This window comes from Paenibacillus sp. RU5M, from assembly GCF_900221055.1.
Taxonomy (GTDB): domain Bacteria; phylum Bacillota; class Bacilli; order Paenibacillales; family Paenibacillaceae; genus Paenibacillus; species Paenibacillus marchantiae.
This window is the reverse complement of record NZ_OBQM01000001.1, coordinates 812,521-838,212: the sequence shown is the minus strand read 5'-3', so window position 1 is coordinate 838,212 and position 25,692 is coordinate 812,521. Positions and strand designations below refer to the sequence as shown.

Genomic DNA, 25,692 nt, shown 5'->3' with positions numbered 1-25,692 from the left:
TAAAATTATCGCTATGGTTCCTTTATCCAATTTAAATGCTACTCATGTGATCATAAAATATTTCAAATTATAATCTATTTTATTGTAAACTAGTTAACTAAATTACATGAACGAAAATGCTATTCACAATCCGTTTAAAACACATTATGTCTTCTGCTTATAAAAAATCCAGACATGTGTTGATCTTCTCATTTGGGACAAGATTTCGTACCAACAAAACAAAAAAAAGCCGCTAAAATAGCGACTTTCAATGGATCCATCTTATTGCCTCGCACCAAGTAATTAATTTTTTAAGTCCAATGTAAATCCTTCCAGCTCTTCTTCAGCTTCATGCATCAGATCCAACAACTGATCTGCGTACTCTCCAAGAGACTTCCGACTTGCCTCAAAATCAATCCACTGAATGGTAAGTGGCATAGGAAGAAATCCAGTTAGGCAATCCCATAATGCGTCCAAATTCCGCCCATACGTTTGACCTAACTCAAGACTGGTCTGAAGGACATCATGTAACTCTTCTTTTCCATGAATGTCCTTTCCATTGATGACTACTGTCTTCATATGATCACCCTTTCTCTATTCGATTTGCTCGAACGTACGATAATGATCGGTTGTTTTATAGATTAATCCATCATTGGAGTATAAAATCCGATCACTGCCCCGCGTTCCTCCCGAATAGTTAATATCTGCTTCGTACCAAGTCCTTCCTTTTTTCTTGGGCAACAGCCCTTCTCGATTTTGAAATACGTCACCGCCAATGCTTTTGCCTGGAGCCACTTTTTCCAAATTACCTTTACTAGGCTCCCATCCTAATTCTCTAGCTTCTTTCTTGGTTATATAATTTTCCGGGAGTTCATTATGCTCCGAAATATACTTGGCTACTTCATCAAATTGCGTTAGAGTTGCATTCTCTTGAGATGAGCCATTTAATGAAACCGTTTCGAGTGAGCAGCCTGTAAACAGGATGGTCGCCAGAATAAAAAGTAAAGCACCTAACCACTTTTTTACAACCATTGATTTTGATCTCCTTCTGAAAAATTAGCATCCTCCCTATCATAACATGTTCCTTTCGTATACTCCTCTTTATATTCGTTTCTCGCGGCTTTCAGCCATCCCAACAGAAAAAGGCTGGAGCAGGGATATCCCCGCTCCAACCTTTACTATGCTTGCCTGCTTACGGCTCAATTCCCCAAACCAGTTGACCGTTGATATAGCCGGTAACCTGTTCATGGTTTGCGAACTGAGTACTCGATGCCTTAAACGAGTAATCGTTAGCCTGGTTGTAATTGGACCAGTTATTTTTGGAGAACCGTGCTTGAATTTCTGCGCTTTGTCCGGCATTAAGCGTTCCGGCAGAACTCGTAAAACCAACTTCCAAAACATAATCCGCTCCGGCAACTGGCGTTGCCAATTTAACGAATTTGCTGGTTACATTTGCACTTCCGATACTGGCCCAGTCAGACCAAAAACTCTGTGCTTCTTCCCCGTCGATCGTATAGTAATACCGGAGCTTTACATCACTTAACTGAATCGCCGAATTACCGGTATTGACCACTTTGAATTTAGGTGAGATTCCGTTGGTGGACGCACTTGTATTGCCGTTAAAGGCTTGGATCGTCAAATTCCCAGAGGGTACAGAAACACTGCTGTCCACTACGTTTACTGTTAGAACAGCGTTATTTCCTCCATTAAAATGAAACGTTATCGTATTTTGGCTTAGCGGCAGCGTGGAAAGGTAGGATTTGCGCAGAACGATGGCATTGCTTGATGCCGTATAATCCTGGCCTGATACAAGTGTATAATTCCCATTCGTTATGCTTGTAAGCTGTCTTCCGTTTAAGGTAAGAGTCAAGGAAACATCCTGTGCTAGATTCGCTGCTTTATCAAATGTTGCATTCACGGGCGAAATTACAGCGCTTGTGCTTGGTGTTGAATCAACAATTTTAACTTTTAATACAGGATCTTGCCCTTGATTAAAATCAAAAACGATGGAATGTTCGCCAACCGGCAGTCCGGCTAAGAATTCTTTTTTCAGCAGTAACGTACTTCCGCTTAACGTATAATCCTGATTTGCAGTCAATGCAGAGGTACCTATCCGTAGACCGGTTAACGTATTACCGTTAAAGTTCACGGTTATGGCCTTGTCGCTTGGATTGGGCGTGTGTTTGTCAAATTCAACGGTTGTAGGTGTGAGGGACGCGTTTGATGTTGGATTGTTAACCTTCAAATTAGGCAGTTCATCCAGCGTAATGACATAATCGCTTTGATAAAGCGTTTTCAGAGTTGCCGGATAATTAAAGGATGAACTCATGAGATGCTCGCCGTACCACGGGCAGAAGTAGAGCCATCCTGATTTTTCCTCTGTCAGATTCTGTACACTTGGGACGGTATCATTCTCCGTCATGGCCACCATTTTCTTGCCGCCCGTTAAATCAACCAGTTGATAGAAGATCGAGGTAATGGCATCCTCATTCGGTACGCCGGACAACCCGTCAGTGCGGTTGTAGATCGTATTGTATTTATCATAACCGACAATATCTACCTGATCGTCACCAGGGTACCATGCAGGAGAAGTGTTATATACGTAGCTGTTGTAAGTCCAAATCAAGTTGTGCAAACCGTATGTCTCTGTAAGTTCAGTGTAGAGCATATCCCACAGTTGTTTGTACACATCTGCACCTGCGGAAGCCCACCAGAACCAGGCGCCTTCTCCATTTAACCCACCGTTGCCCTCCGCCTCATGATAAGGACGGAAAAGAACGGGCACATTGTTATCTTGCAGAATCAACAGTTGTTCCGCCAGATCATCAATCGTACTCATTACGTATAGATATTCTTTCGTACCAGGAATTACGGCGTTGGCTGTATTAAAATTGGTTTCTGTTGGTTTATAAGTAGCCTCTTTCCAATCCACATGGTCACCAAGCTGGTAGGTCGTGAAATTTCGGGGTACATTAATATGCCAGGAAGCTGTCGCAATTCCATCCCGATTATTCACCCAATCGATCATTCGATCGGTTGTGCCGTCTTCCCATCCGTAGAGCGGATTATAGTTCATAAAATCAAATCCACGGATAGCCGGATACTTTCCGGTTAAATTATGAATCCAATCAAACTCCAACTCCGTATTGCCATCGTTTCCACCACCGTATATCTCCTGTTGACCTGAGATAATATGATTGCCATAAACCTCCGTTAAATAATTCATCAGAAGTTGTGTTTCCGGTGTGGCTTGGGAATCAGTAAGGACAGGCTGAACATCCAGGGGATCAAGATTGGCATAGTCCACAGTGAAGGTGTCAAAATAAGCGAAGCCCCAACCAGCCTTCAATTGAATCGTGTTACTTCCTTGATTCAGCTTCTGATAACCAAAATTGAAATCAGACCATGTTGTTGTGTATGGCAGCATATACGAGCCCTTGGTAACGCCATTAACGGATAAATATTGAAGTCGGCCGTCAGCACTAAGCTCCTGCATGTATCGGGTGGAAATTGCATACATGCCTGTTTCGGGGACAGTCACAGTGAAGGTTATCGTGCCGGAATTCTGCATCCAGACAAATCCACTTCCAGAAAATCCGGGCTTGGGTTGTCCGTAAATTTCTGTCGTCACTTGAAGATCGGAGGAAAGTAAAGCGTTTTCGCTTTCGATCGTAAAAAGTGGTGAATCTGCATGAACGGGTACTGTCATCAATCCAAGAAGCAGAGTCAATGCCAGCATTAATACGCCTGTCTTTTTGAGCAAAATCATCATCATCATCTTCCTTCCCTTTTTAAAATATGATAAAGAATGATCCCTCTGTTTACTCATGATGGCGCTTTCATTGTAAACATAGCATATGTATCAAGTTTTGCAAATATATGGACGAAAAAAAGCCGCAATTTGCGGCTTTCAATATGTTCATCCATTCATTTTCGGAAAATTTAATCCTCTTATTGGGCGGTGTATCCACCATCCACGATTAGACTATTTCCTGTCATATAGGATGAATCGTCGCTAGCTAGGAACAGTACGGCTTTGGCCATTTCATCTGCTTGACCAAGCCGCTTCATTGGTGTTGCCGAAGAAAGAGCCTGTTTGCTCTCTTCTGGAATAATCGGTGTATCGATGAAGCCTGGGCAAAGTGCGTTCACCCGAATATTTTTCTCAGCATACTCCAGCGCGAGTGAACGAGTCAGATTCACAACGCCACCTTTTGCTGCATTGTAGGCTGCAGAACCAGGTGAACCAACCCATCCGTACATGGAAGCCGTGTTGACGATAGTCCCTCCGCCAATTTTGAGCATTTCTCGGATTGCTTCACGCGCGACCAAGAATACGCCGTCCAGATCTACATTCACCGTATTGCGCCATTCAGCATATTCAAGCTCATGCGAAGGATGAACACGCCCGATTCCTGCATTGTTAAATACGATATCCACTTTACCGAAAACCTCTACGGTTTTTTTGAAAATCTCAGCAACCTCTTGCTCACTCGTGATGTTCGCTTTAATAAACAGAGCGTCAGCTTTAAGCGCTTTCAGTTCTTGCTCAAACGCCTTACCTTTTTCTTCATTCAGGTCCACCAAGACCACTTTGGCTCCTTCTGAAACGAATAAGCGTGCTGTCGCTGCGCCGATTCCGGATGCCCCTCCCGTAATAATTGCCACTTTGTCTTGAAGTTTGCCCATGATTAAATCCTCCAGTATACTATTTTGAATAGCACCTATTTGCATATGTGCTATATGACGTTTACAAACATAATTGTATGCTTAAAATTGTAACAATCCAATCATTAAGATACGATGATATGTCTACTACATAGACACTTGGTGAAACAATGTCTATTTTTATAGGAGTTTTTATGTATGAATGATGAACAAATTTTGAAATCTCAACAGCGCAATCGAACAGAAAAGCATCTTAAAAGCGCTCTGATCCAACTCATTAAGAAAAAAGGCTATCATGCCATCTCTGTCAAAGACATCGTTGATCAGGCAGGTTATAATCGCAGTACTTTTTACTTACACTACCAAGATAAATTCGTGCTCGCCGAAGAATTGTTGAATACGAAGCTCGAAGGTTTGAGACTCGCCGTAGGCAAGCCATATTCGCATGGTCAAAAGGTCTACACCAACAAGCTTAATTTTGAATCCTTTCAAATCATCGATTATATCTATGAAAACCGAGACTTCTTCGAACTGATTCGATATGGTGATACGTTACCTGGTCTGCATACAGGTTTTCCTCAGACAATCCTGAAAATCTATGAGGAGCAGTTTATCTTCGAGACGATCAACGATTCCCCCGTTAACATGGAGTATTTTAAGTACTATACGGCTTACGGTTTTTTTGGAATATTGAACAATTGGATATTAAGCGATTTTCGTGAATCACGTGATATGTTTATCAAGAACGTAATCGAACTATCTAAAACACATATTCATTCTTTTCATTATGTGGGGGACAATTAGTTAAATTTCATTTAGAGACAAAGAAGAGGAATCGTATCCTCCACTCTTTGTCTTTTTTTGTCTTTCCCCCTCTTTTTCTTATGGAATTTATTGAATGATTATTTCTCAATTTTCTTATCTATAAATTTGCCTCTTGAGTAAATTTGCACAATGAGCAAATTAAAGTTATGATAATTTCGAGTAAATACTAGGGAGTTGAGTGAATACCAAATGAAAACAATCTACTATCGAGAGAGTTATTTTCTCCAGAAGCATGCATGTGGAGGTGTACGTATCTGATGGCCAAGCAAACCCTGCGACATTTAAAAAAAGAAGCTACTGAAAAAGCGCTAGCGACTACAGCATTTGAACTAGCACTTGAACATGGGTTGGACGGTTTTGTTGTCGAAGATATCGTGCAAAAAGCCGGTTATTCCAGAAGAACTTTCGCAAACTATTTCACATGCAAGGAAGAAGCAGTAGCCATTGGAGCTACTTCAGTTAATAACACAACTGAGTTTGAGAATTTGATCACCAAAATTCCACCAAATGCCTCTTTGCTTGACATTTTGTATCAACTAATCCAGATGCAGCTTACAGCAGACCTTATAGGAAGATTGCGTGAACTTCTGTTACTTTCCCAAAAATATCCTGTTCTCGAACCGCATTTCCTTGGAGTAGTACACCAAATGCAGACGACTGCTCAAGAGACATTATTAGACTTATCAAACGGGAATGATGACGAGGTATATACTTATCTACTTATTAACGCGGCCTACGGAACCATTCTTCCATTAATTGACGGAAGACTTAATGTGCTGTTACCAGGACAAAACATAAGTGACCACCAAAGAACTGGGGCTGTATCGTTCGATGAGTTTTTAGAAAACATGTTTGGTCACTTGCGCAAAGGATTCTAATACAGCAGCAATCCATATTCACCATAGAGGGAGTGTAAAACAAAGATATGTCTACATTATTATATAGAGTGGGGAAAACCGCTTTTCGCAAACCGGGGTACTTTATACTCGGATGGATTTTAATTTTAGGAATTGTCGTCTCGATGATCAGTGTGAATGGTGTGCATATCAGTTCCGAAATGAAGATTGAAGGCACAGAATCTCAAAAAGTTCTGGACCAGTTAGCCAAAGAATTACCTGCGGCCTCAGGCGGTCAAGGGAGTGTTGTGTTTGAAGCACCTCCAAACGAGCGTCTAGATACGCCAGAACGATTGGCAGCAATCACAAAGGGTGTTAATGATGTTTACGGGATAAAAGATGTGATTAACCCTGCAGATTATGCTGCTGAAGCCAGCGGATCAACTGCTGAGATGGCTCAGGCTTCCAATACAGAGCAGTCTGCAACAGTGGCTGCTCCCTCCTATGGTCCTCTGATGGTGGATGGTGTTCCTGTGCCGGGTGTTCTTCTCTCTCCCGACGGCAGAATCGCTTTGTTCCAATTTCAGTTTACCATTGAGCAGTCTGCTATCACGCAGGATGTTTTTGACTCCGTAATAGATTCCGTCATGACTGTTGAGAAAGGAACCAATATTACGGTCCTACCAGGCGAAACACTAAAAACCGTATCCATCGGTGTAGGATCCGCCGAAATCGTTGGACTTGTTATTGCCGCGGTTGTTTTGCTGGCCACACTTGGGTCCGTTGTAGCGGCAGGACTGCCTCTTGTAACTGCACTTCTTGGTGTCGGCATCGGAGTGGGCGGAGCATTCTCCATTTCCAAATTCATTGAAATGCCTAGTGTCACTTCGGTTTTGGCTCTTATGGTTGGACTAGCAGTTGGAATCGATTACGCTCTATTTATTGTAAATCGTCAACGCCGGATGATTATTGATCAACGTCTGAGTGCACAAGAAGCTGCTGCCAGAGCTATTGGTACATCGGGCAGTGCTGTATTTTTTGCAGGTTTGACGGTTATCGTAGCTCTATGCGGTATGCTAGTAATCGGTCTTACGTTCTTATCGACAATGGCGTTGGTAGCTGCTGCAACCGTGCTCATCAACGTATTTGTGGCCTTAACCCTTTTACCGGCGCTGCTCGGGTTGGTGGGTGAGCGTATCTGTTCGCCTAAAGCTCGTGAGAAAAGCGCCAAGTCTAACAAAGCGGCTGGTCGAGGCGCAGCTGACAGATGGGTTAAATTCGTTATCAAGTATCGTTGGGCCACAATTGTCGCCATCATCGTACTTCTTGGTGTCGCAGCAATTCCGATTACAAAAATGGAGATGGGCATTCCTGGAGCTGCTTCAGCGAATCTGGACACGACTGCAAGACAAAGTTATGAAGCAATTTCCGAAGGCTTTGGAGAAGGCTTTAACGGACCACTTATTCTGGTCGCCGAGCCCAAGGATTCTTCAACGCAGGTCTCTCCCGAACTCGTAGGTAATCTTGTGAAAGAGCTTCAAAGTCAAAAGAATGTTGCGCAGGTTTCACCTTTAGGCATGACTGAGGATATGGCTATTTTTAGTCTGATTCCTGAAACTGGCCCTAATGATAAAACCACCAAAAACCTGGTAAATGATTTACGTTCTTCTGAGTCGAGTATTGCACAGACGTATGACGTTAAACTTGGAGTTACCGGATTCACTGCCGTAAATATCGATATGTCGACTAAGCTGGCAGAGGTATTCCCTGTATATGTAGGAATTATTATTCTGTTGTCCCTTATCATTCTACTCTTGGTATTTCGTTCAATCATCGTGCCAATCAAAGCAACCATCGGCTTTCTTCTTAGTATTCTTGCTACGTTCGGAATCACGACAGCTGTGTTTCAGTGGGGCTGGCTCCACTCTCTCTTCGGCTTCGATACAGGTGGTCCGCTGCTAAGCTTTATGCCGATCATTGTTACGGGTATCCTTTATGGACTCGCAATGGATTATCAGGTTTTCCTTGTCAGCTCCATGCGGGAATCGTATGTTCATGGTCATCGGGGGACTGAATCCGTCGTTCACGGGTACAAACAAGTGAGTCGTGTCGTAGTTGGAGCCGCTGTAATTATGGTTTCTGTTTTTGCAGGGTTTATTTTCACGGATGATGTCATGATCAAACAAATTGGATTTACGTTAGCTGTAGGAATCTTGATCGATGCCTTCATTATTCGAATGGGATTGGTCCCGGCCATCATGGCTATTTTCGGGAATAAAGCGTGGGCGCTTCCGAAATGGCTGGACCGTATTCTGCCAAACCTTGATGTCGAAGGCGAGAAACTGATTGCTTCACTCAATGCTAAAGATAACGAACATCACAAGTCTTGATGCGGCAAATTATTTAGATTTGAATTCCTTTGGATGAAAAATAAGAAACAGCGACCACGTTCTGGTTACTGTTTCTTATTTTTTTTCATATTAATTTAGCTTAATGGATCTGGAGTTCCGCCACCAACATGATGGAAGCTTAGTTCCTGAAGTACTGCCTCTTGGTCACTTTCGGTGATTTCAACAATAACACCCCGAATTTTGATCGCAGGGATACGAATAATTGCCTTATGACCTATATGCTGCCCTTCATAAATGGTCACAGGTCGTCTTGACTTTTGAGTAATGATGTCAATCTTGAAGCTTCGTATATTTTCACCAGATGTAAGATCCTCTTGGATGATAACGTGGTCGATTAACTGGGGCACCTCTGTCTCGTAAACCCACGATTTTTCAGATCTTCTGCATTGCTCAATTGTTGCAAATGGACGTTCGAAACGGCGAATTTCCGAACCGAATTCCAACAGTCTCTCTACATCTTTCTCCGGAAGCAGACCGTTGCGATTCGGTCCAATATTCAGGAGCAGGTTTGCACCCCGGCCAACGGAATGATAATAAATGCCCATAAGTTCTTCCGTACTTTTCAGGGTAAGTTCATTGCTATCGCTATAAAACCAATCTCCCCTTATTTGGACGTCACATTCCGCTGGCAGCCATAGGTGTTCAAGCAATTGCTCTTTCTTTTCCGTCATAATTGAAAACTCCGTTGAGTCAACTTCATTCCAGCATGGAATAGGTGCAATACCATCCTCATTCCCAACCCACCGAAAGTCGGGGTCACCCATATTAAAAATTAAAATATGAGGCTGCAAGCGGCGAATTTCATCAATAATACGTTTCCAATCATATGAATGTGCCTCAGAGCCACAACCGTCAAACCACAGAATATCGATGTCGCCATATTGCGTGAGCAACTCTGTGATTTGATTGACGAAATAATCGTCGTAGGCCTTCGCATCTTGGGTGTAAAAGTCAGCTGAACCATCATACGGTGAATAGTACAAGCCTGGTTTCATATCATATTTTCGGCAAGCATCAACAAATTCGCGTATGACATCCCCTTGCCCACCCTTCCACTGAGAAGCCGCCACACTAAATCGACTGTAGTCGGAAGGCCAATTGGAAAAGCCGTCATGGTGCTTCGCAGTTAACACAGCATAGTTCATTCCGGCTTCTTTGGCCGACCGGATCCACTGCTCACAGTCTAAGTCAACAGGATTGAAAGCAGCCGGATCCATCTGCCTTTCATCGAAATCGACATATCCTTCATAAAAGGTGCGAAGTCCGAAATGAAGAAACAATCCAAATTCCCATTTTTGAAAAGCAAGTTGTTTGGCTGATGGCGTTAATTTTTGAACAAGATTCATATGATCACACCTTTCTCATCCCATTGTTTAATACAGCTGTTCATTCTGTTTGTCCGTTCTCAATCTCATATAATCGATCGTAGTCCTCGATATTAAAACTGTATAATTGCATGGCCGTTTTGCCAGAGGAGGGTGCAAGCTCTCTCGGATGATCGAATCGAAATACTCGCTGGAGAATCTTTTCAACCTGCTCTTCCTGTCCATTCTGCTTTGCTATCTGCATATATTCATAATCGCGGATGCCTCGCTGCAGCCACTTATAACGTAGTGAAAGCAGCGGTTTGCCCCTTTTTCCCGGGTAAACGAAATTGGTATCCCCAGCCTTCCAAATCATAGGACGATAGGAAAGCCTCTCCAGAGGTTTATCGGGCCACACGGTATAATTCCACCGTAGAAAGCCATCCAATTTCAGCTTTTCTGCGAGCCAAGGGATCACCCGAGACTCAATTGACGGCGAACTGAGGAACGTGTTGGGTTTCTCTGGCGAGCAGCAAACGTAAAACGTAAATGTCCCCTTCACTTCTTTTCTTAGCTGCTCTAGCTGTTCATACTCTTCTGCAGCACAGTCAAGCACAGGCACATAATCAACGATTCCTTTAATATGTTTACGAATAAATTCGGTATGATTGATTGCTGCTTTATAGAGGAATGATGGCGCCATCTCGCGTAAGCATGCTAAACTTTCCTCAAATAAGCAGATATCAGCCGGTTCATCCGCAACAACACGAACGCGGTCAATCCACTTTTTCGAGATAAAATGCTGCTCTAATGCCACTACATAAGCGCTAAGATCTGATTTATTTCGGATAAACTTATAGCTCCCGGTTTCTTCATCATAATAGCGGACGCGAATGGCATCGGGGTAATCATCCACAACTCCCCCAAACCCTTCATCCTCATGCTTCCAAATATTGATCAAGCCGAATACTTCTATTTCTTTGCATATTCCGTGCTTCTCTCCTATCTCAACATACCGATCCAAGTGCGTAAAATCATAGTCAAATCGACCGTCGCTCCGTCTCACGATTTGAACGATACTGTATTCATTCAAGTCGGATGGCTCAGCATCGATAAATGATCGTTGTCCGCTCCATGGCTCCTCTGAAACAACAAGCGTCAACGCCTTTTGTCCGAGCTGAGATAAGCTGTGAAGATACGAATCAAGAAGCGTAAAATGTTCATCGGTCCAATAGGAAACATCATATTTTCTTGCAATATTACAGTTATGCTGCCACAAGTCCAAAACGAAAGTATAATTTTGAGGCTCTGGCAGCACTTGTTCACTGATCGTTAAACGAAACGTCAGTTCTTTCTCCAAAACCTCATCCTCGAACATCGTATGCGTGTAGAATTTCAGCTTGCCTTCATATTGACCGCTTACAACGGAATCATCGGCATGAAGCTCCACCCACAAAGGTTGGATCTGACGCTTCCTAAGCCATTGATAGGGTTCATCCAGCAGAACATCTGAAGTCATAACGCGATTATCGTCCTCAATTAACCCGATTAGCTGAAGATCGATCTTGCAGGGAGCATCCGTTTCCACCTCACAGCGCACGATTTTGATCGGCCCGCCCTTCCATAACAATGCATCCCGGTTAATCGTAACGAGCATATCCTCTTGATCTGAGCTGACCAATGCCTGGAAGGCGGCGCTGTCATTTTTACAGCAGCGAAGTTCCAAGTGTTTCACCTGCGTGTCTTCACGTCCCTGATTCCACCAATTGGACGACCACATATACTTATAGAACATGTTTTGCAAACCACAGTTCACTTTAAACTGCACCTCCGAGTCTAATCTGAAATCCTCCAGGTCCTCCTCCAGGTCAGACTTGAAGGTAGAATTATTTAGGGGAAATTTCGAATTATTTCGTATCAATTGCCTTCTGGTAAATTTCTATATACTGACCAAGCTGCAGACCATCCAGACCTTTTACATAAGAATCCCATTCTTTCTCGATGTCCTTGCTGCCCGTAATGAACTGAGCCATGTTTGACTTGACGTAATCTCGGATTGATGTTTTTAGTTGAGCCGCAACCTGAGTGTCTTCCAATGCTATGAATACGCTGGATGGATAATTCTCCTTCGATTGGAACGGCTCATATTTGGCTGATTCACGCTTCAGACGAACCTCGTAAGCGCCTTCAGCAAGCGGATCCTGCAGAGCTGCCCATGAGTCACGATACTGGTATGTGCGGAGGGACGGTCCAAGCTGATCCCAGCGATCATTATACGTAATTTTGGTTTCACCATCAGAAATAATTGCATAAGTTGCCGGTTTGCCGTCCATACCCAGCTCGCCATCCTCCGCTTTGCGCCATCCTTCACCTTCTGGACCATGCTCTTGATTCACAATGGCTTCTTCTGTATATAAATAGTCGGCCAAACGGATTGCGGCAATTTTCTGTTCATCAGTCGCTTTGTTCGTAATGGCCATTTGCGACACACTTACTCCCGCAAAGTATCCTGCTTGCTGCACACCGTTCGGTCCTTTAAGGGGAGGCACGGTGACATACTCTTTATGACGCGGGTGTTTGTCATCTGGGCTGTGGGCGTAACTGATTAGAGCGGTTGTAATGCTGCCAATCACATTCGCGTCTTGACGGTTGCCCAACTGCTGGATGGCATCGGAGTTCTGTGTGAATGATGCTGGATCGATCAGGCCTTCCGTATAGAGCTTGTTCAGGTACAATAATCCCTGCTTCCATTCTTCCTTATTGGCGACGAAATCCACTTTGCCGTCCTTTACCTGGAGAAAAGTCCCGTTGTCTTTGTCCACCTGATCGTCGATGATAAACGAATTCATCAAGAAGGAAGCGACGTTCCCTGCCCACATGTCGTCAGCGCCGGTAAGCGGAATTTCGTCTTTTATACCATTACCGTTCGGATCATTTTCTTTAAAAGCTTTTAGCACTTCATAAAACTCGTCCGTTGTTGACGGCATCTTCAACCCAAGCTTATCCAGCCAGGACTGATTGATCCATAGCTTCTGTGCATAGTTGCAGTGATAGCACTCGTTCACTTGCGGAAGTGCATATATGTTGCCGTCCGGTGAAGTGATAGAGCTTTCCAGGTACGGCAGTTCAGCCATTGCTTTTTTGAAGTTAGGCGCATATTTATCAATCAAGTCGTTCAGTGGAATAAACACACCCTCTTTGCCGTACTTCATCTGCTCTTCTTTGGTTAAGGTCCCATGCAAAATTACTTCAGGATAATCACCGCTTGCCAGCATCAATTGTTTACGGTCGTTTAGTGCTTTTTCAGGTACAAGATCCCATTTTATTTGAATATTCGTCTTGTCCTGGAGGTATTTCGTGAATGTATTGGTTTCCATATTCTCTATGACGGCGTACTGCGGAGCAAACATTTTGATCGTCATGGGCGTATTGACAATCGGATATTCTCCAACGGGCGTAAACACGTCGCTTGCTTCTGGTGCACTCGCAGAAGGTGTATTCGTAGTTGTGCTCGAATCCCCGCTACAGGCGCTCAAGACGAGTGATAAACAGAGTGCAGCTCCGAGGACGCAAGAGAATGACTTTTTCCATGTTTTCATAGTTATGACCCCTCCCATTTATCGAACATTAATTTCAATTACGGAAGCATTCTATCTGGTCTTCAACCCCTCACCCCCTTAAATGCTGGTTGAGCTACCTCCCCGTCACTATCCTTTTAATGAACCGATCATGACACCTTTAACAAAGTGCTTCTGCACGAACGGATAAATGATCAGGACAGGTGCACTTGCGACAACGATAAGTGAATATTTAAGCAAGTCCTTCAATCCTTGCTGCGCCAACATCTGATCAACATTGGTCACCATAGTCGGATCGATCGAGTTTAGAATAAGAATGTTACGCAACACGATCTGTAACGGGAACAAATCTGGAGATTTCAGGAAAATCAATGCATCGAAGTAAGCATTCCAGTGGCCCACAGCATACATCAACGTCAGCACAGCCAAAATGGGTTTGGAGAGCGGAATTACCATACTGGTAATGAACCGGATGTCACTACAGCCATCGAGTTCGGCAGCTTCCGCAATTTCCTCGGGAATCGTGGTCTGAAAAAAGGTCCGAGCGACAATCACTTGAAACACCGCCATGGCTCCTGGCAAAATCATCGCCCAACGTGTATCGAGGATATGAAGGTTTTTTACTACGAGATATAAGGGGATAAGCCCTCCTTCGAACATCATCGTGATGACTAGAAGGACCATGATGAAATTACGGCCGTAGAACGTTTTTCTGGCGAGCGGATAAGCAAGCATAACAGTCAAAGCAACGTTGACTGCTGTACCTATGACTGTATAATAGAGCGAGTTCAAGTAACCGAAAACGATTTGTGGATTTCGAAACACCGCTTTATAGCCTTCCAGCGTAAAGTCGACGGGTAACAGCCACACCTTGCCGGATACGACGGCTTGCGGTGAGCTAAACGATGATGAAATGATAAAGATGAGCGGAAAAAGGACGACAATCGTCACTACGCTCAAAAAAGCATAGACACCGAGTAGAAACAAACGATCACCATACGATTCCCGAATCCTTGACGCTTTGAACATATTTGTTCCTCCTTTCTGCTGATTTGCTGCTACCATAAACTCGAATTGGATAATTTCTTGGCAATGTAGTTAACGCTCACAAGAAGAATCAGATTGATGATCGAGTTGAAGAAACCGATTGCAGTCGAAAAGCTGAAGCTGGAGCTGAGCAGTCCCACCTTATACACATAGGTAGAAATGACTTCAGAAGTGCTGATGTTTAGGGGATTTTGCATCAAATATACTTTTTCGAAGCCAACTTTCATGAAATTCCCTAAATTCAATATGAGCAGAATGACGGATACAGGGATAAGGCTCGGTAAGTCAATATTAATAATTTTCTGCATCCGGGACGCACCATCCACTTTTGCCGATTCATATAGTTCAGGATTGACTCCTGCCAAAGCTGCAATGTAGATAATCGCACCATAACCTGAAAATTGCCATACATCCGACCAGACATAAATCGATTTGAACAAGCTCGGAATTCCCATGAAATTTGTATTTTCAATGCCTAGTAGTTGTGTGAACTTGCTAATAATCCCAACACTTGGCGACAAAGTTACGATGAGAATAGAAACCATGATAACGGTTGAAATAAAGTAAGGCGCGTAGGTGATCATTTGTACACTGCTTTTGAAAAAACCGTTACGAATTTCATTTAATGCAAGTGCCAATAGAATCGGAGCAGGAAAACCAACAAGCAAACCGTACATATTAATGCCAAGCGTGTTCTTCAAATACAGCCAAAAGTTCGGTGATTCAAAAAATTGTTCGAAATATTTCAGTCCGACCCATGGGCTACCCCAAATACCTTGGATGACGTTGTACTCTTTGAAAGCAATGACAACGCCAGACATAGGTATATACTTGAAAATGACCAAATACAGCAACGGCAGAAATACGACCAAGTATAACTGCCAGTGACGCTTCATTTTTTTCCCAATGAAGCGTAATGATGATTTGCTGTCAGGCAATGCCGGTTCATGTGGCTGGCCTTGCATTGAAGTTTCGGGTTTCCTGATTCTCTTTTGCATGCTTGACATATGCTCCTTCTCCTTTCGTTCGATCTGATTGTTTGCGCTTACATTCTACATAGTAAAGTAGGATAACGAGGTGCAGCAAGAAACAATAATCGTTAACTTAACCGTCTTCGCATGGCCTGAAAATGCGCAGCAGCTCCGGTGTTTAGCCGGAGCTGCTGCATGAAATACATTATGAAACTGCTGGGTAAGCAGGCGTAGCAAACCATTTTCAACCAGTTAACCAAATTCAACCGATCTGTCTGCGTGCTGCTTCTTCGCGGAATTCGCTTGGGGAGTAGCCTACCACTTTCTTAAACACACGGCTGAATGAGATCGCGCTTGTATAACCTACCTTCTCAGCTACCTCCTGCATGGAACCTTGTGTTTCCGTGAGCAAGCGCTTTGCGGCCTGCAGGCGGATGTCAATCAAGAAGTCGACGAATTTCTGTCCGGTCTCTTCCCTGAACAGCTTGCTTACATATTTCCCATTAATGTTAAAGATTGAACTGAGATATTCAAGCGACATGTTCGGATTGGCATACTCCTCTTCGATCATTTTCCGCATATCTCGAATGGTAGCTGCATGCAGACGCCTGTTTTGCGCTTCCTTTAAATCTGTGAAAAAGCTGTTCAACACGCTCAAAGATTCTTCCCGCATTTGCTCGAGTGAATGGCACTCATCTATGATTTTACTGAGCCTTGGTAACCCATCTCGCATCCATATTTCTTGGACCTCTTTTGTCATCCCGGAGATTTCCAATCCCAAATAGTAAATAAAATAGTTCATCAGATTTGTAATTTCATCTTTCGTTAACAATCCTAGCTTCATTTCATTCATGAGCTTGTCATACTTCGTCTTCCATTCGTCCTCAAGAAGTCTGAACGACTGGATGATGGATCGAATTACGTTTAATTGTGAGAACACCTCAACCTGACCGTGATTTGCGATGTGTTCGCTAGTAATGAGCCTGTTTTCTCCTAACACTATTTTATATTTAAGCGCCCTAAGCGCCTCTTTATAAGAATTTGCGACGCTGGAAAGCTCTTCAACCTGCTCACCGATACCTACCGTTACCGTAAACTTCAGATTTTCCTGTACCCACACACGAACGCTCTCGAAAAGTTTGAGTGTTATGGAAGTACTTGCTTCCTCCTCGCTGTCCATAATTACCATGACGCTTAGCTGAAATGCCGAAGTCCACTCTGACCAAAGCGCGAGCCCATATTTTGGAGCAAGCTCCTGAATAACACTGCGTAGCGCGAATTTAAGAAGGTTTTGGTCTCTGCGGGAGTATTGGCAGCAAAAATCACTGTATTTATCCATTTCGATCACAAGTACGACTTGTTTATTAAACGAGTATGGAAGCTGAAGACTGTTTGTTTCTCCTATCCATTCCTCATGGGTTAAACCCATGTCACCTTCAATGAGTTGGTGGAACAAGTACCTTTTTCGCAGATGCAGATCTTCATCGTGCTTTTGCTGATACTGATTCGATTGCTCAATAATATTGGACAAGGCCGATTCGATGAAGGAAAATTCATCTCCCAACTCCTTGGACAAAGGGAGACGGTAACCTCGGATACGCGCCACAATCTGTTCCAGCGGTCTTGAATTGCGTCTGGTAACATAGAGCAGCCATACAAAACCACCTCCGATCGTCACGATACCGATGATAAACCAGACATTATATAATGAAGAGATTACATGGAACAACTTGCCATTTATAAGTCCACTTTGGTAGGACCATCCGGTATAGCTCGATACATAATTGGAGAAAATCTTTGATTGCTCTTTAGAATGCAAGTCACTAAACAAATCGTTTCCCGCGGCGTCCCGAATTCCGATAAAGCTTGTTTTTGAATCGTATAGGTCAGCAATACTGTTCTGCAACGAATCAGTGGCCACATTGACGACGATCATGCCTTTCTTGCCCGTAATAAATGGCGCTCCCCGTACCAAACTAACGACAGGCTTACTCCCTTTTGTAGAAAACTGCTCGAAGGTTCTTATGCCCGACCATTGCTTGGGTGCGAGCGGATCCATAGCCTTTTTAATAAATGGCTCGTCTCTGTAGTTGCTAAGTTGATCACTTGTCGCATTACTGAGCACGAAATTGTCTTCATAACGCACAAAATAGATCGAATCAATCATGGGGTAATAGGATATCATATCCTGCATTTTTTTAACTGCGCTTATGTTGATGAAAATGTTATTCTTCTCTTCATTATTGAAGAAATCAATCAACTGCTTATTATTTATGGTTTCCGACATTATCATATTGTCTATCGCCTTCAGGGAAGTATCGATCAGACGCATCGCCTGTAATGATAGCATTTTGTTGGCGTTAAGCGCCTCCTTACGGCTTTGTTCGCTTAATATCTGAAAAAAAACAAAAAACGTAAACGTGATCACGACAATAAAAATCGGCATATAAGAAAACAGCAATCGATTAAATAACGTTTTCCTCATATCCAGCCCCCAATTTTTTAAACGGAATGATATATATTTACATATTGTACACGCTTACATCTGAAGACGTCCATACAATACGGCATGTCCACCCCTCAACAGTATGTAGATTAATCGCCTCTTTTTTTAGCCATACAAAAATGCACCCCCTAGAATTTCATCGGCCAAACCCAGGGGTTTTTCCAATGTCTATTCTAAGGGGTGCATTTCACTCAACAGTAAGAGTCATTCTCTTAACTGTCTAACTGGAAGGGATGGCTGACCTTCTTTACCCTCCCGAACCGGTAGGGTTCACACTCACTAAGATGCGGTCGATATCTGGGGCATAACCCGTGGGCTGTGAGAACAGCAACGTATTGGACCCCGCCTGCAGATGTACTGTCGTCTCCTGTGAAGCCACTGTTGTCCAAGCGCCGGAACTTGGGAAGCTGAGCGATGTACCAGCCGCTCCATTTACACTTAATATGGCGGAGCGGCTCGCTTCACCATTCAAGTACTGGATCATCAATTTGTAGTTGCCTGCTGACGGCACGGTTACACTATTAAACTTCAGCGTGCCGCTACCGTTGCCTAAATAACCCACCTTTGCCCCACCTGAGCAAGTCGTGCAGTTCGCAATGACCGCTGAACCTGCTAACGTGTTTCCCGCTGCCTCTGCCTCATAGGTGCTAACACCTGAATTCGGAGGTGTGACTGGCGTCACGGGCGGGTCAGCCAGTAAAGTAGAAGTCGTAGCACTCCCAGAAACGTGGAAACCGGACAGTGTTAGCCAGCCATTTAGGTTCGCGTCCTGACGCGTGTTCGCAAAACGAATGGTCTTGCCGCCGGTGAGTGGATTGACAATCCGCATGACTAACCTGTAATCCCCTGCGGGAAGGTTGTGATTCGCACTATACGAGAAGGAATAGTCCGTGTCTCCAGGCAAGATGCTTTTCAGATTCCACGATTTTGTGCCAAGCGACTTAACCCATGTGTCGGAGGAATTCAGTACGCCGAACTCGACCTCCCAATTGTAGTAAAACGGAGCAACGCCCTTGTTCTGGAGTTTGACGTTGACTTGCAGTGAGGACGCCGATGAATCACTCAGCTGCACCGATGAATTGTACAGCGTATAACCAAGCATTTTATGAGCTCGCAGCGCATTAAGCTTAGCCGTCTCGTCAGGCAAAGAATTTTTGTACACACGATCGTACATTAGCCAAGAGGCGTGTGTCGTTTCGACTGAGGTCTGGAAGTCTTCACCGTTTTGGTTGGGCCAGTGCTGCCAAAAACTCGTATCCTGCTGGAGGGGTGGGTATAATTCGCCACCAATCGGATGAGTCTTCCAGATGTTCTGCAGGCCGTTCTGCGTAATCAAACTCCAGAATCCCCAGTCATTTGCGAACAACGTTTCGTACGAAAAAGAATCATCATGGTAGCCGAAAGCGTTTTTCAAATCTGCTGTACTCGCCGAATAAGGATACCTGGCCAGTACCTGGGTCTTCTGGAATGCGCTCTTGAATGCCGAAAGCAGTCCGTCACGGTTACTCTGGTTCATCTCCCAATTCGTTGGGTCTGTATTGTAGGGCCATGTATGCCACTCTCCCCAAAATCCGTATAATCCTGTTGTCAGGAAGCCAATCCGAGGATCGCCATCATAGCGGGCCCCAAGTGCGGTGACGAACTGTCGCAAAGCCTGATTCAGATTTGCGTCGTTCCAGTCGGGGGCCAGACTGTGAGTGGATGTATCATGATTGCCGTTCTGATCATAATCTCGGGTCATAAGCCCGCCATTAATTAGAAACTGCGGAATACCGCTTGTACGCCCCGGGTAGTCAACGTAGACACGGAAAGCCGCCTGGTTGCCCCGACTAGCGATATCATTTAGATAGGCATCCAGCGGTGCCCAGTTGTATGTGTTCCAATCCGTCATCAGGTCACGAAGTGAAACGTAGAACCATTCCATGCTGTGCGGAAAACTGTTGTTCGGATCAACACTTTCCGAGGGAAGCTTGGAGAAGGGTAAAAAGCCCTTCAGTGGATTTAGCTCCAGCCCTGCTTTGTTCGGGTCATAGGTTTGGGCTTGCCACTCCCCTGACGCATAGGCATGGTTGGGCTTGAAGTTCATAAACATTATTGAACCAAGTAGACAAAAGACGACCATCATCAATCCTAGCCTTGCAAGCCTTGCATTCGACATTGCATCTTTCACTCCTGTTCGCATGAGATTAACTATTAAATATGGCAACGAACTTGCTCGCCAGTCTCACTCACCCCCTCTCCAGCTTAAAACTCCACGCATGAACGAGAACACACCTCGTCTCTACTTGATGCAAAAAGCTTAGTAAACGTGGTGGTACGCTCAATCCATTTTCACAGATTACATCGGCGTAATTCAAAAAATCATCCCTTACTGGCACTGAAGGCGACACCCTCAATAAACCGCCGTTGGAAAATAAAAAACAGTATGAGCATCGGAATAACGGCCATGAACGCCCCAGCCATCAATACAGGATAATCCGTACCGAACATGGAGACAAGTGTGGCAAGGCCTGCCGACAGCGTTAATTTTTCCGGTGAGCTGTTGATGATAAGTGGCCACTGTAGTTCATTCCATGACCAGAGTAGTTGGATGATGACGACTGCAACCAGTGCTGACTTGACAAGCGGCAGCATGATGTAGCGAAAGATTTGGAACGGATTGCATCCGTCGAGCACTGCCGCCTCCTCCAATTCTTTGGAGATGCCGAGGAAAAACTGGCGCAGCAAAAAGGTAGCAAATGGGCTGACGAGCGAAGTGATCCAAAGTGCGGTCGTCGTATTCACCAAGCCAAGTTTGCTCATCATCAAATATTGCGGGGTATAGAACACCGGGTTGGGAATCATCATGACCGAAATGATCAGAAAAAAACACAGACCTCTACCCGGAAAGCGAATGCGTGCAAATGCAAAGGCCGCCATCGCGCTGAAGACGACAGGGAATAATGTCTTCATGAACGCAGCCATCAGCGTATTCGCATAATAATGCAAGAAGGCCGATTGCCTAAGGGCGTCTATATAGCCTCGCAAGCTCGGCTCGGCAGGTAATATCGTAATCGGAATCTGGGTCGCCTCCGTCGTCGTCTTGAGCGACGTAAGAATCATCCAGAGAAATGGAAGCACCATGACGGCTGCGCCAGCGATCAGAACCAAATGAATAATTAGGTTGCTTCTATGCTTCGAAGAGACAACTCTGCTCACTTTCGTACCTCCTCAATCGTAAATCACCCATTTTTTTTGCAGCATGAACTGGATACCCGTCAAAACCAGGTTGATCACCAGCAAAATGTTGACAATCGCTGCTCCATAGTTCTGATCGTAATAGATAAATGAATTTTGGTAATAAGCGTATACAAGAGAACGCACGGCCGGTAGCGCAACGTTCGTTTTACCGATAATCAGATAGATACTGTCAAAAATTTGTGTGGCACCGATCACAAGCACGATCGACGTAAAAAATAGTGTTGGTGTTAATAGCGGAAGCGTGATGGAACGAAACTTGCGAAAGCCGACAGCGCCATCAATCTCAGCCGCCTCATACAGAGTACGTGGAATGCCTTGAAGCCCAGCTAGGATCAGCAACATGTTAAAGCCAATCGCTCCCCAAACACCGACCATGACAAGAGCATACATGGCGAACCGATTGTCAGAGATCCACGCGATGTGTGTGCCGAGTACAGAGTTTAGTAGTCCGTAATCCTGAGCGAAAATAATGACCCACACCATAGCAGCCGCGGCCGCCATCGTAACCTGCGGTAGAAAATAAATGACCCGGTAGACAGCCTGACCCTTGATCTTAGCGTTCAGCAGTACGGCGAAGAACGTCGAAAGTATAATCGTCGTAGGTACAAACAGCACAACATAAAGTATCGTATTACGTAGATTTTGCCAGAACTCTTCGTCCATAAATAATCTCTCGTAGTTGGCCCAACCGACCCAGTGGTTGACAAGGCCGAAGTTTTCGGACTTCAGGAAGCTCAGATAGATGGAATAGACTGCTGGCCAGCTCCAGAAAACGAGCGTTCCGATCAATGTCGGAGCGATCATCATATAAGCCCATATATATCTGCTTTTCGAATGCATTGCCTTCACCTCATTTGTGCCATAGGTATTCCGTTAACCGGAATACCATCGACAATTTTGCCTGACGTAGGGCGCTTACTTTGCGTCCTCAATCGTCTGATTCATCATTTCCGCCACTTTCTTGGCACCTTCTTCGATTGAAATGGCGCCGCCCCATGCCTGTGACATGATTTCTGCTTCTTTCGAGAACCAGACTGGGTACGATTTTGAACCACTCGGGTACGGAGTAGCGTCCGCAGCCTGATCAATAAATACCTGCAGGTTCAAATCGGGATTGTTCTTCACCCATGCGTCTTGCGTATTATTGAATGCCGGAATCGCGGCACCCATCTCTGCCGTGATCTCAGCGGCCTCCTTGGAGCCGAGGAATTTCAGGAACTGCCATGCTTCATCCTTGTGCTTACCCTTTGTAGACATGACGTTGCCGATGCCATTAATGATATTGCCACGCTTGACCTTCCCCTTCGGCAGGGGTGCCCAGTCGTACTTTCCTTTGATAATTTCACTACTCGCCAGATTGCCGTTGTCCCAGGACCCGTCGAAAATCATCGCGAGCTTGCCGGACTTGAACATTTCGACCGAATCCGTGTCGGTCATCTGCTGGTGCGTCGGCGAAGCCTTGTCAAGAATCATCTGGTAACGGGCCTTTAGTGCCTCAATCGAAGCCAATTCGTCATAGCCGGATTTGGTCATGTCGTCATTTAAAATAAAACCACCGTTCGCTAACATGTCGTTCCAGTAGCCCGCTTGGGTGTCCAGCTTTGCGCCAAAACCGTAAATGCCCTTGTCTGGCTGACTTAGCTGTTTGGCGACTTCAGCAAGCTTGGCATAATCCCATGTATCGTCTGGATAAGGAATGTTCGCCTGATCGAACAGCTCCTTGTTGTAGGCCAGACCAATGGTATCGAAGTCCTTTGGAATACCGTATTTTTGACCGTCCATCGTATAGATGGAGACGAGGTTGGACGCGTAGTTGTTCAGATCGATTTCATTGGCCTGCACTTTGTCCGTGATCGGCTCGAGGAACTGGCCTTCTGCGTACTTCATAAACTGACCGCCATGCATCCAGAATACATCAGGCAGCATTCCCGCTGGCGCTGCGGCGGACATCTTCGTCCAATATTCGCCCCAAGGAATAGCATCAACTTTCACCTTGATATTCGGGTACTGCTCAGTGAACGCATCGGCGATCGCCTCCATTGCCGGCTGCTGGTTTTTGTCCCAGATCGTATAAGAGATCGTAACGTTCTTCTGGGCACCACCGTCGGTAGCCCCGCCCCCGTCGTTAGAACTATTACAGCCCGCCATCAACGAGACAAGAAGTAAGCTGGCGATCCCTGCTGCCATTTTTTTTCTTATATTCATCATCAAACTCCCCTCGACTTTTCTTAAAAATGAAGTTGTACTCTTATGTCCAGCAATCATGCTCCAAAAGCTGGAGGACGGAAAAAATGCGCGTTTTTTCCGTCAGTCGATCGTCGTGAGCTCTTGACGTTCTCATCATAAATCAGGAAAAATCCGGTTTAAATGCCCAGATTTTAAGATTCAAACCACATTTTTAAGATCCCCTTCCCAACTGCGGATGATCTCTGCATAATAAAACGCGTACCTAAATTCAAACGATTGGGGCAAATCATCCACAAGATTTTGTCCGCAATTCCAAAGGAGAATTCTCCCATGAATAATATCTCAATCACCCGGTTGCCCGGTGAGTACTGGTGGGGCGGTGTGATCAACGATGGCAGCTCCATGCCGTTTGGCCAGACAACATATACGAGGGATTTGCGTGTGACGGATGACAATCAGGCCTCGCCTTTGCTGCTCTCCAATAAAGGCAGATATATTTGGAGCGAGGAACCGTTTGCTTTCCATGTGGACGGGAATGGACTCTCGGTCTTTGATAACGCAGGTGAAGTCGTCGTGGAAGAGGAACATAGCTCCCTGCAGGGAGCATACCGTCATGTTGCTGGCACACACTTCCCTCCTTCCAAGCAAATGCCCTACGCTCTCGTCTTCACAGCCCCGCAGTACTGTACCTGGGTCGAGATGTTCTATAACCCCACGCAGGACAGAATTATCCGTTATGCAGAATCAATTCTAGCGAACGGGCTACCGCCCGGCGTCCTCATTATCGACGACAATTGGATGATGGATTATGGCATGTGGGACTTTGACAAGCACAGGTTCCCGAATCCCCGGGAGATGATCGATACGCTTCATGGCATGGGTTTCAAGGTGATGCTCTGGATGTGCCCATACGTAAGTGCGGACTGCACCATGTTTAAGGAATTGCGGGCGGGTGATCTGCTTCTAATAGGCGTGGACAACGCGCCAATCATCCGACATTGGTGGAATGGGTACAGCGCAGTTGTGGATTATACGAAGGAGGAAGGTGCGGCCTGGTTCAAGCGGCAGATGGATCGTCTGATCACTGATTACGGTGTTGATGGTTTTAAGCTTGACGCCGGCGAGCCGTTCTTGCCGGGCGGAGCGGACACGACCCAGCCCGTTGCATGGACTCGTCCCCTGCGTCAGCTTGAAGACTGCGAAGCATATGCTAATCTCGGAGTTGGCTACTCGCTGGTTGAGTTGCGGATGTGTTGGAAACTCGGTGGCCAGGGACTCATCCAGCGCCAGCGGGACAAGACACATACGTGGGACGCCACTGGGCTCAGCGGACTCATACCCAACGCGATTGCTCAGGGACTGCTTGGTTACGCATTTAACTGCCCCGATATGATCGGCGGCGGTATGGACGGCGATATCAACTCCCCGGAATTTCACTTTGACAGCGAATTGTTCATACGGTATACCCAGTGTGCCGCACTGTTCCCTGTGATGCAGTTTTCCATGGCACCCTGGCGCGTGCTGAAAGGTGAGGAGCTAACCTGGTGCCTTGACGCTGTACAGCTAAGATCCGAGCTTGGTCCCGAACTTCTGGCGCTTGCTCGCCAAGCCACTGCAGACGGTTTACCGATACTGCGCAGCTTGGAGTTCGAATATCCCGACTGCGGCTATGAGCTCGTAAATGACCAGTTTCTCCTCGGACAGAATCTGCTCGTTGCGCCAGTTGTCGTCAAGGGCCTGACATCCAGAAACGTGGTTTTTCCTGAAGGTCAATGGCAGGACGAGGATGGAAATATCATCAACGGGCCTACCGAACTTCAAGTTGATGCGCCCCTCTCACGTTTGCCTTGGTATCGCAAAATCCAATAGGAGGTATGTATATCTCCATGAAAAAATAAAGCTGGCTCTGATTGGCGCAAACGCCCGAGGGCTGCCTAGCTATGCTCCCTATTTACTCGCCCATTCGGACGAGGCCGAATTCGTAGCAGTCGCCTCCGCTCAGGCCTCGCTTGACAGCCATCTGATGGCATTCGCTGCCGAGGTGTCAAGGCTGAGGCAGGGATTAGTCGTCGAGATGAGCGAATTCAAGGCAACGATTCTGGCGTCTTCAGCCTGCAATTGACAAAGGAACAGTTCTGCT

The 25,692-nt window shown here is 45.3% G+C and carries 18 protein-coding genes; 4 read left to right on the top strand and 14 right to left on the bottom strand.

What is annotated here, in order from left to right; all coding sequences use genetic code 11:
* Positions 1-282: 282 nt before the first annotated feature.
* From CRO25_RS03960 to CRO25_RS03945, 4 genes are all read right to left on the bottom strand, one after another.
* Positions 283-558 (bottom strand): barstar family protein, encoded by a 276-nt coding sequence (locus CRO25_RS03960; protein ID WP_063562721.1) that lies wholly within the window; start codon positions 556-558, stop codon positions 283-285.
* A 15-nt stretch (positions 559-573) separates the two neighbouring features.
* On the bottom strand, positions 574-1,011 hold the full coding sequence (locus CRO25_RS03955; RefSeq protein WP_063562722.1) for a ribonuclease: 438 nt from the start codon (positions 1,009-1,011) through the stop codon (positions 574-576).
* Positions 1,012-1,171: 160 nt separating this feature from the next.
* On the bottom strand, positions 1,172-3,751 hold the full coding sequence (locus CRO25_RS03950; protein ID WP_079693859.1) for a glycosyl hydrolase: 2,580 nt from the start codon (positions 3,749-3,751) through the stop codon (positions 1,172-1,174).
* Between the two features lie 179 nt (positions 3,752-3,930).
* Positions 3,931-4,668 carry an SDR family NAD(P)-dependent oxidoreductase gene (locus CRO25_RS03945; protein ID WP_063562730.1) on the bottom strand — a complete coding sequence of 246 codons (738 nt, stop codon included), beginning with the start codon at positions 4,666-4,668 and terminating at the stop codon, positions 3,931-3,933.
* Between the two features lie 177 nt (positions 4,669-4,845).
* On the opposite strand from CRO25_RS03945, the gene CRO25_RS03940 reads away from it, so the two are divergent.
* From CRO25_RS03940 to CRO25_RS03930, 3 genes are all read left to right on the top strand, one after another.
* Positions 4,846-5,451, top strand: a complete 606-nt coding sequence (locus CRO25_RS03940) for a TetR/AcrR family transcriptional regulator (protein WP_079693860.1) — start codon at positions 4,846-4,848, stop codon at positions 5,449-5,451.
* A 278-nt stretch (positions 5,452-5,729) separates the two neighbouring features.
* Positions 5,730-6,350: a TetR/AcrR family transcriptional regulator gene (locus tag CRO25_RS03935; RefSeq protein ID WP_063562732.1), complete on the top strand. Its 621-nt coding sequence runs from the start codon at positions 5,730-5,732 to the stop codon at positions 6,348-6,350.
* Between the two features lie 47 nt (positions 6,351-6,397).
* Positions 6,398-8,698 carry an MMPL family transporter gene (locus CRO25_RS03930; protein WP_079693861.1) on the top strand — a complete coding sequence of 767 codons (2,301 nt, stop codon included), beginning with the start codon at positions 6,398-6,400 and terminating at the stop codon, positions 8,696-8,698.
* A 95-nt stretch (positions 8,699-8,793) separates the two neighbouring features.
* On the opposite strand, the gene CRO25_RS03925 is transcribed toward CRO25_RS03930, so the two are convergent.
* The 10 genes from CRO25_RS03925 to CRO25_RS03880 all read right to left on the bottom strand — a co-directional run bounded on the left by CRO25_RS03925 (position 8,794) and on the right by CRO25_RS03880 (position 23,570).
* Complete coding sequence (locus CRO25_RS03925; RefSeq protein WP_079693862.1) at positions 8,794-10,065, bottom strand: alpha-L-fucosidase; 1,272 nt, start codon at positions 10,063-10,065, stop codon at positions 8,794-8,796.
* Between the two features lie 40 nt (positions 10,066-10,105).
* The gene (locus CRO25_RS03920) at positions 10,106-11,818 is read right to left on the bottom strand and encodes a DUF4091 domain-containing protein (protein ID WP_256337897.1); all 1,713 of its coding nucleotides are present in this window, start codon (positions 11,816-11,818) and stop codon (positions 10,106-10,108) included.
* A gap of 112 nt (positions 11,819-11,930) precedes the next feature.
* Positions 11,931-13,622: an ABC transporter substrate-binding protein gene (locus CRO25_RS03915; protein ID WP_179132072.1), complete on the bottom strand. Its 1,692-nt coding sequence runs from the start codon at positions 13,620-13,622 to the stop codon at positions 11,931-11,933.
* A 108-nt stretch (positions 13,623-13,730) separates the two neighbouring features.
* Complete coding sequence (locus tag CRO25_RS03910; protein WP_063562736.1) at positions 13,731-14,630, bottom strand: carbohydrate ABC transporter permease; 900 nt, start codon at positions 14,628-14,630, stop codon at positions 13,731-13,733.
* 29 nt (positions 14,631-14,659) lie between these two features.
* Positions 14,660-15,646: an ABC transporter permease gene (locus tag CRO25_RS03905; protein ID WP_371129236.1), complete on the bottom strand. Its 987-nt coding sequence runs from the start codon at positions 15,644-15,646 to the stop codon at positions 14,660-14,662.
* Positions 15,647-15,881: 235 nt separating this feature from the next.
* Positions 15,882-18,104 (bottom strand): helix-turn-helix domain-containing protein, encoded by a 2,223-nt coding sequence (locus CRO25_RS03900; RefSeq protein ID WP_072733227.1) that lies wholly within the window; start codon positions 18,102-18,104, stop codon positions 15,882-15,884.
* 268 nt (positions 18,105-18,372) lie between these two features.
* Positions 18,373-20,217, bottom strand: a complete 1,845-nt coding sequence (locus CRO25_RS03895; RefSeq protein WP_179800932.1) for a DUF4832 domain-containing protein — start codon at positions 20,215-20,217, stop codon at positions 18,373-18,375.
* A 269-nt stretch (positions 20,218-20,486) separates the two neighbouring features.
* Positions 20,487-21,323, bottom strand: coding sequence for a carbohydrate ABC transporter permease (locus CRO25_RS03890; protein WP_072733229.1), 837 nt, complete (start codon positions 21,321-21,323; stop codon positions 20,487-20,489).
* A gap of 12 nt (positions 21,324-21,335) precedes the next feature.
* Positions 21,336-22,205 (bottom strand): carbohydrate ABC transporter permease, encoded by an 870-nt coding sequence (locus CRO25_RS03885; RefSeq protein ID WP_079693866.1) that lies wholly within the window; start codon positions 22,203-22,205, stop codon positions 21,336-21,338.
* Positions 22,206-22,280: 75 nt separating this feature from the next.
* Positions 22,281-23,570: a sugar ABC transporter substrate-binding protein gene (locus tag CRO25_RS03880; protein WP_179132074.1), complete on the bottom strand. Its 1,290-nt coding sequence runs from the start codon at positions 23,568-23,570 to the stop codon at positions 22,281-22,283.
* A gap of 312 nt (positions 23,571-23,882) precedes the next feature.
* On the opposite strand from CRO25_RS03880, the gene CRO25_RS03875 reads away from it, so the two are divergent.
* Entirely contained in the window at positions 23,883-25,421 is a 1,539-nt protein-coding gene (locus CRO25_RS03875; RefSeq protein WP_079693868.1) for a glycoside hydrolase family 31 protein, read from the top strand.
* The last annotated feature ends 271 nt before the right edge of the window (positions 25,422-25,692 follow it).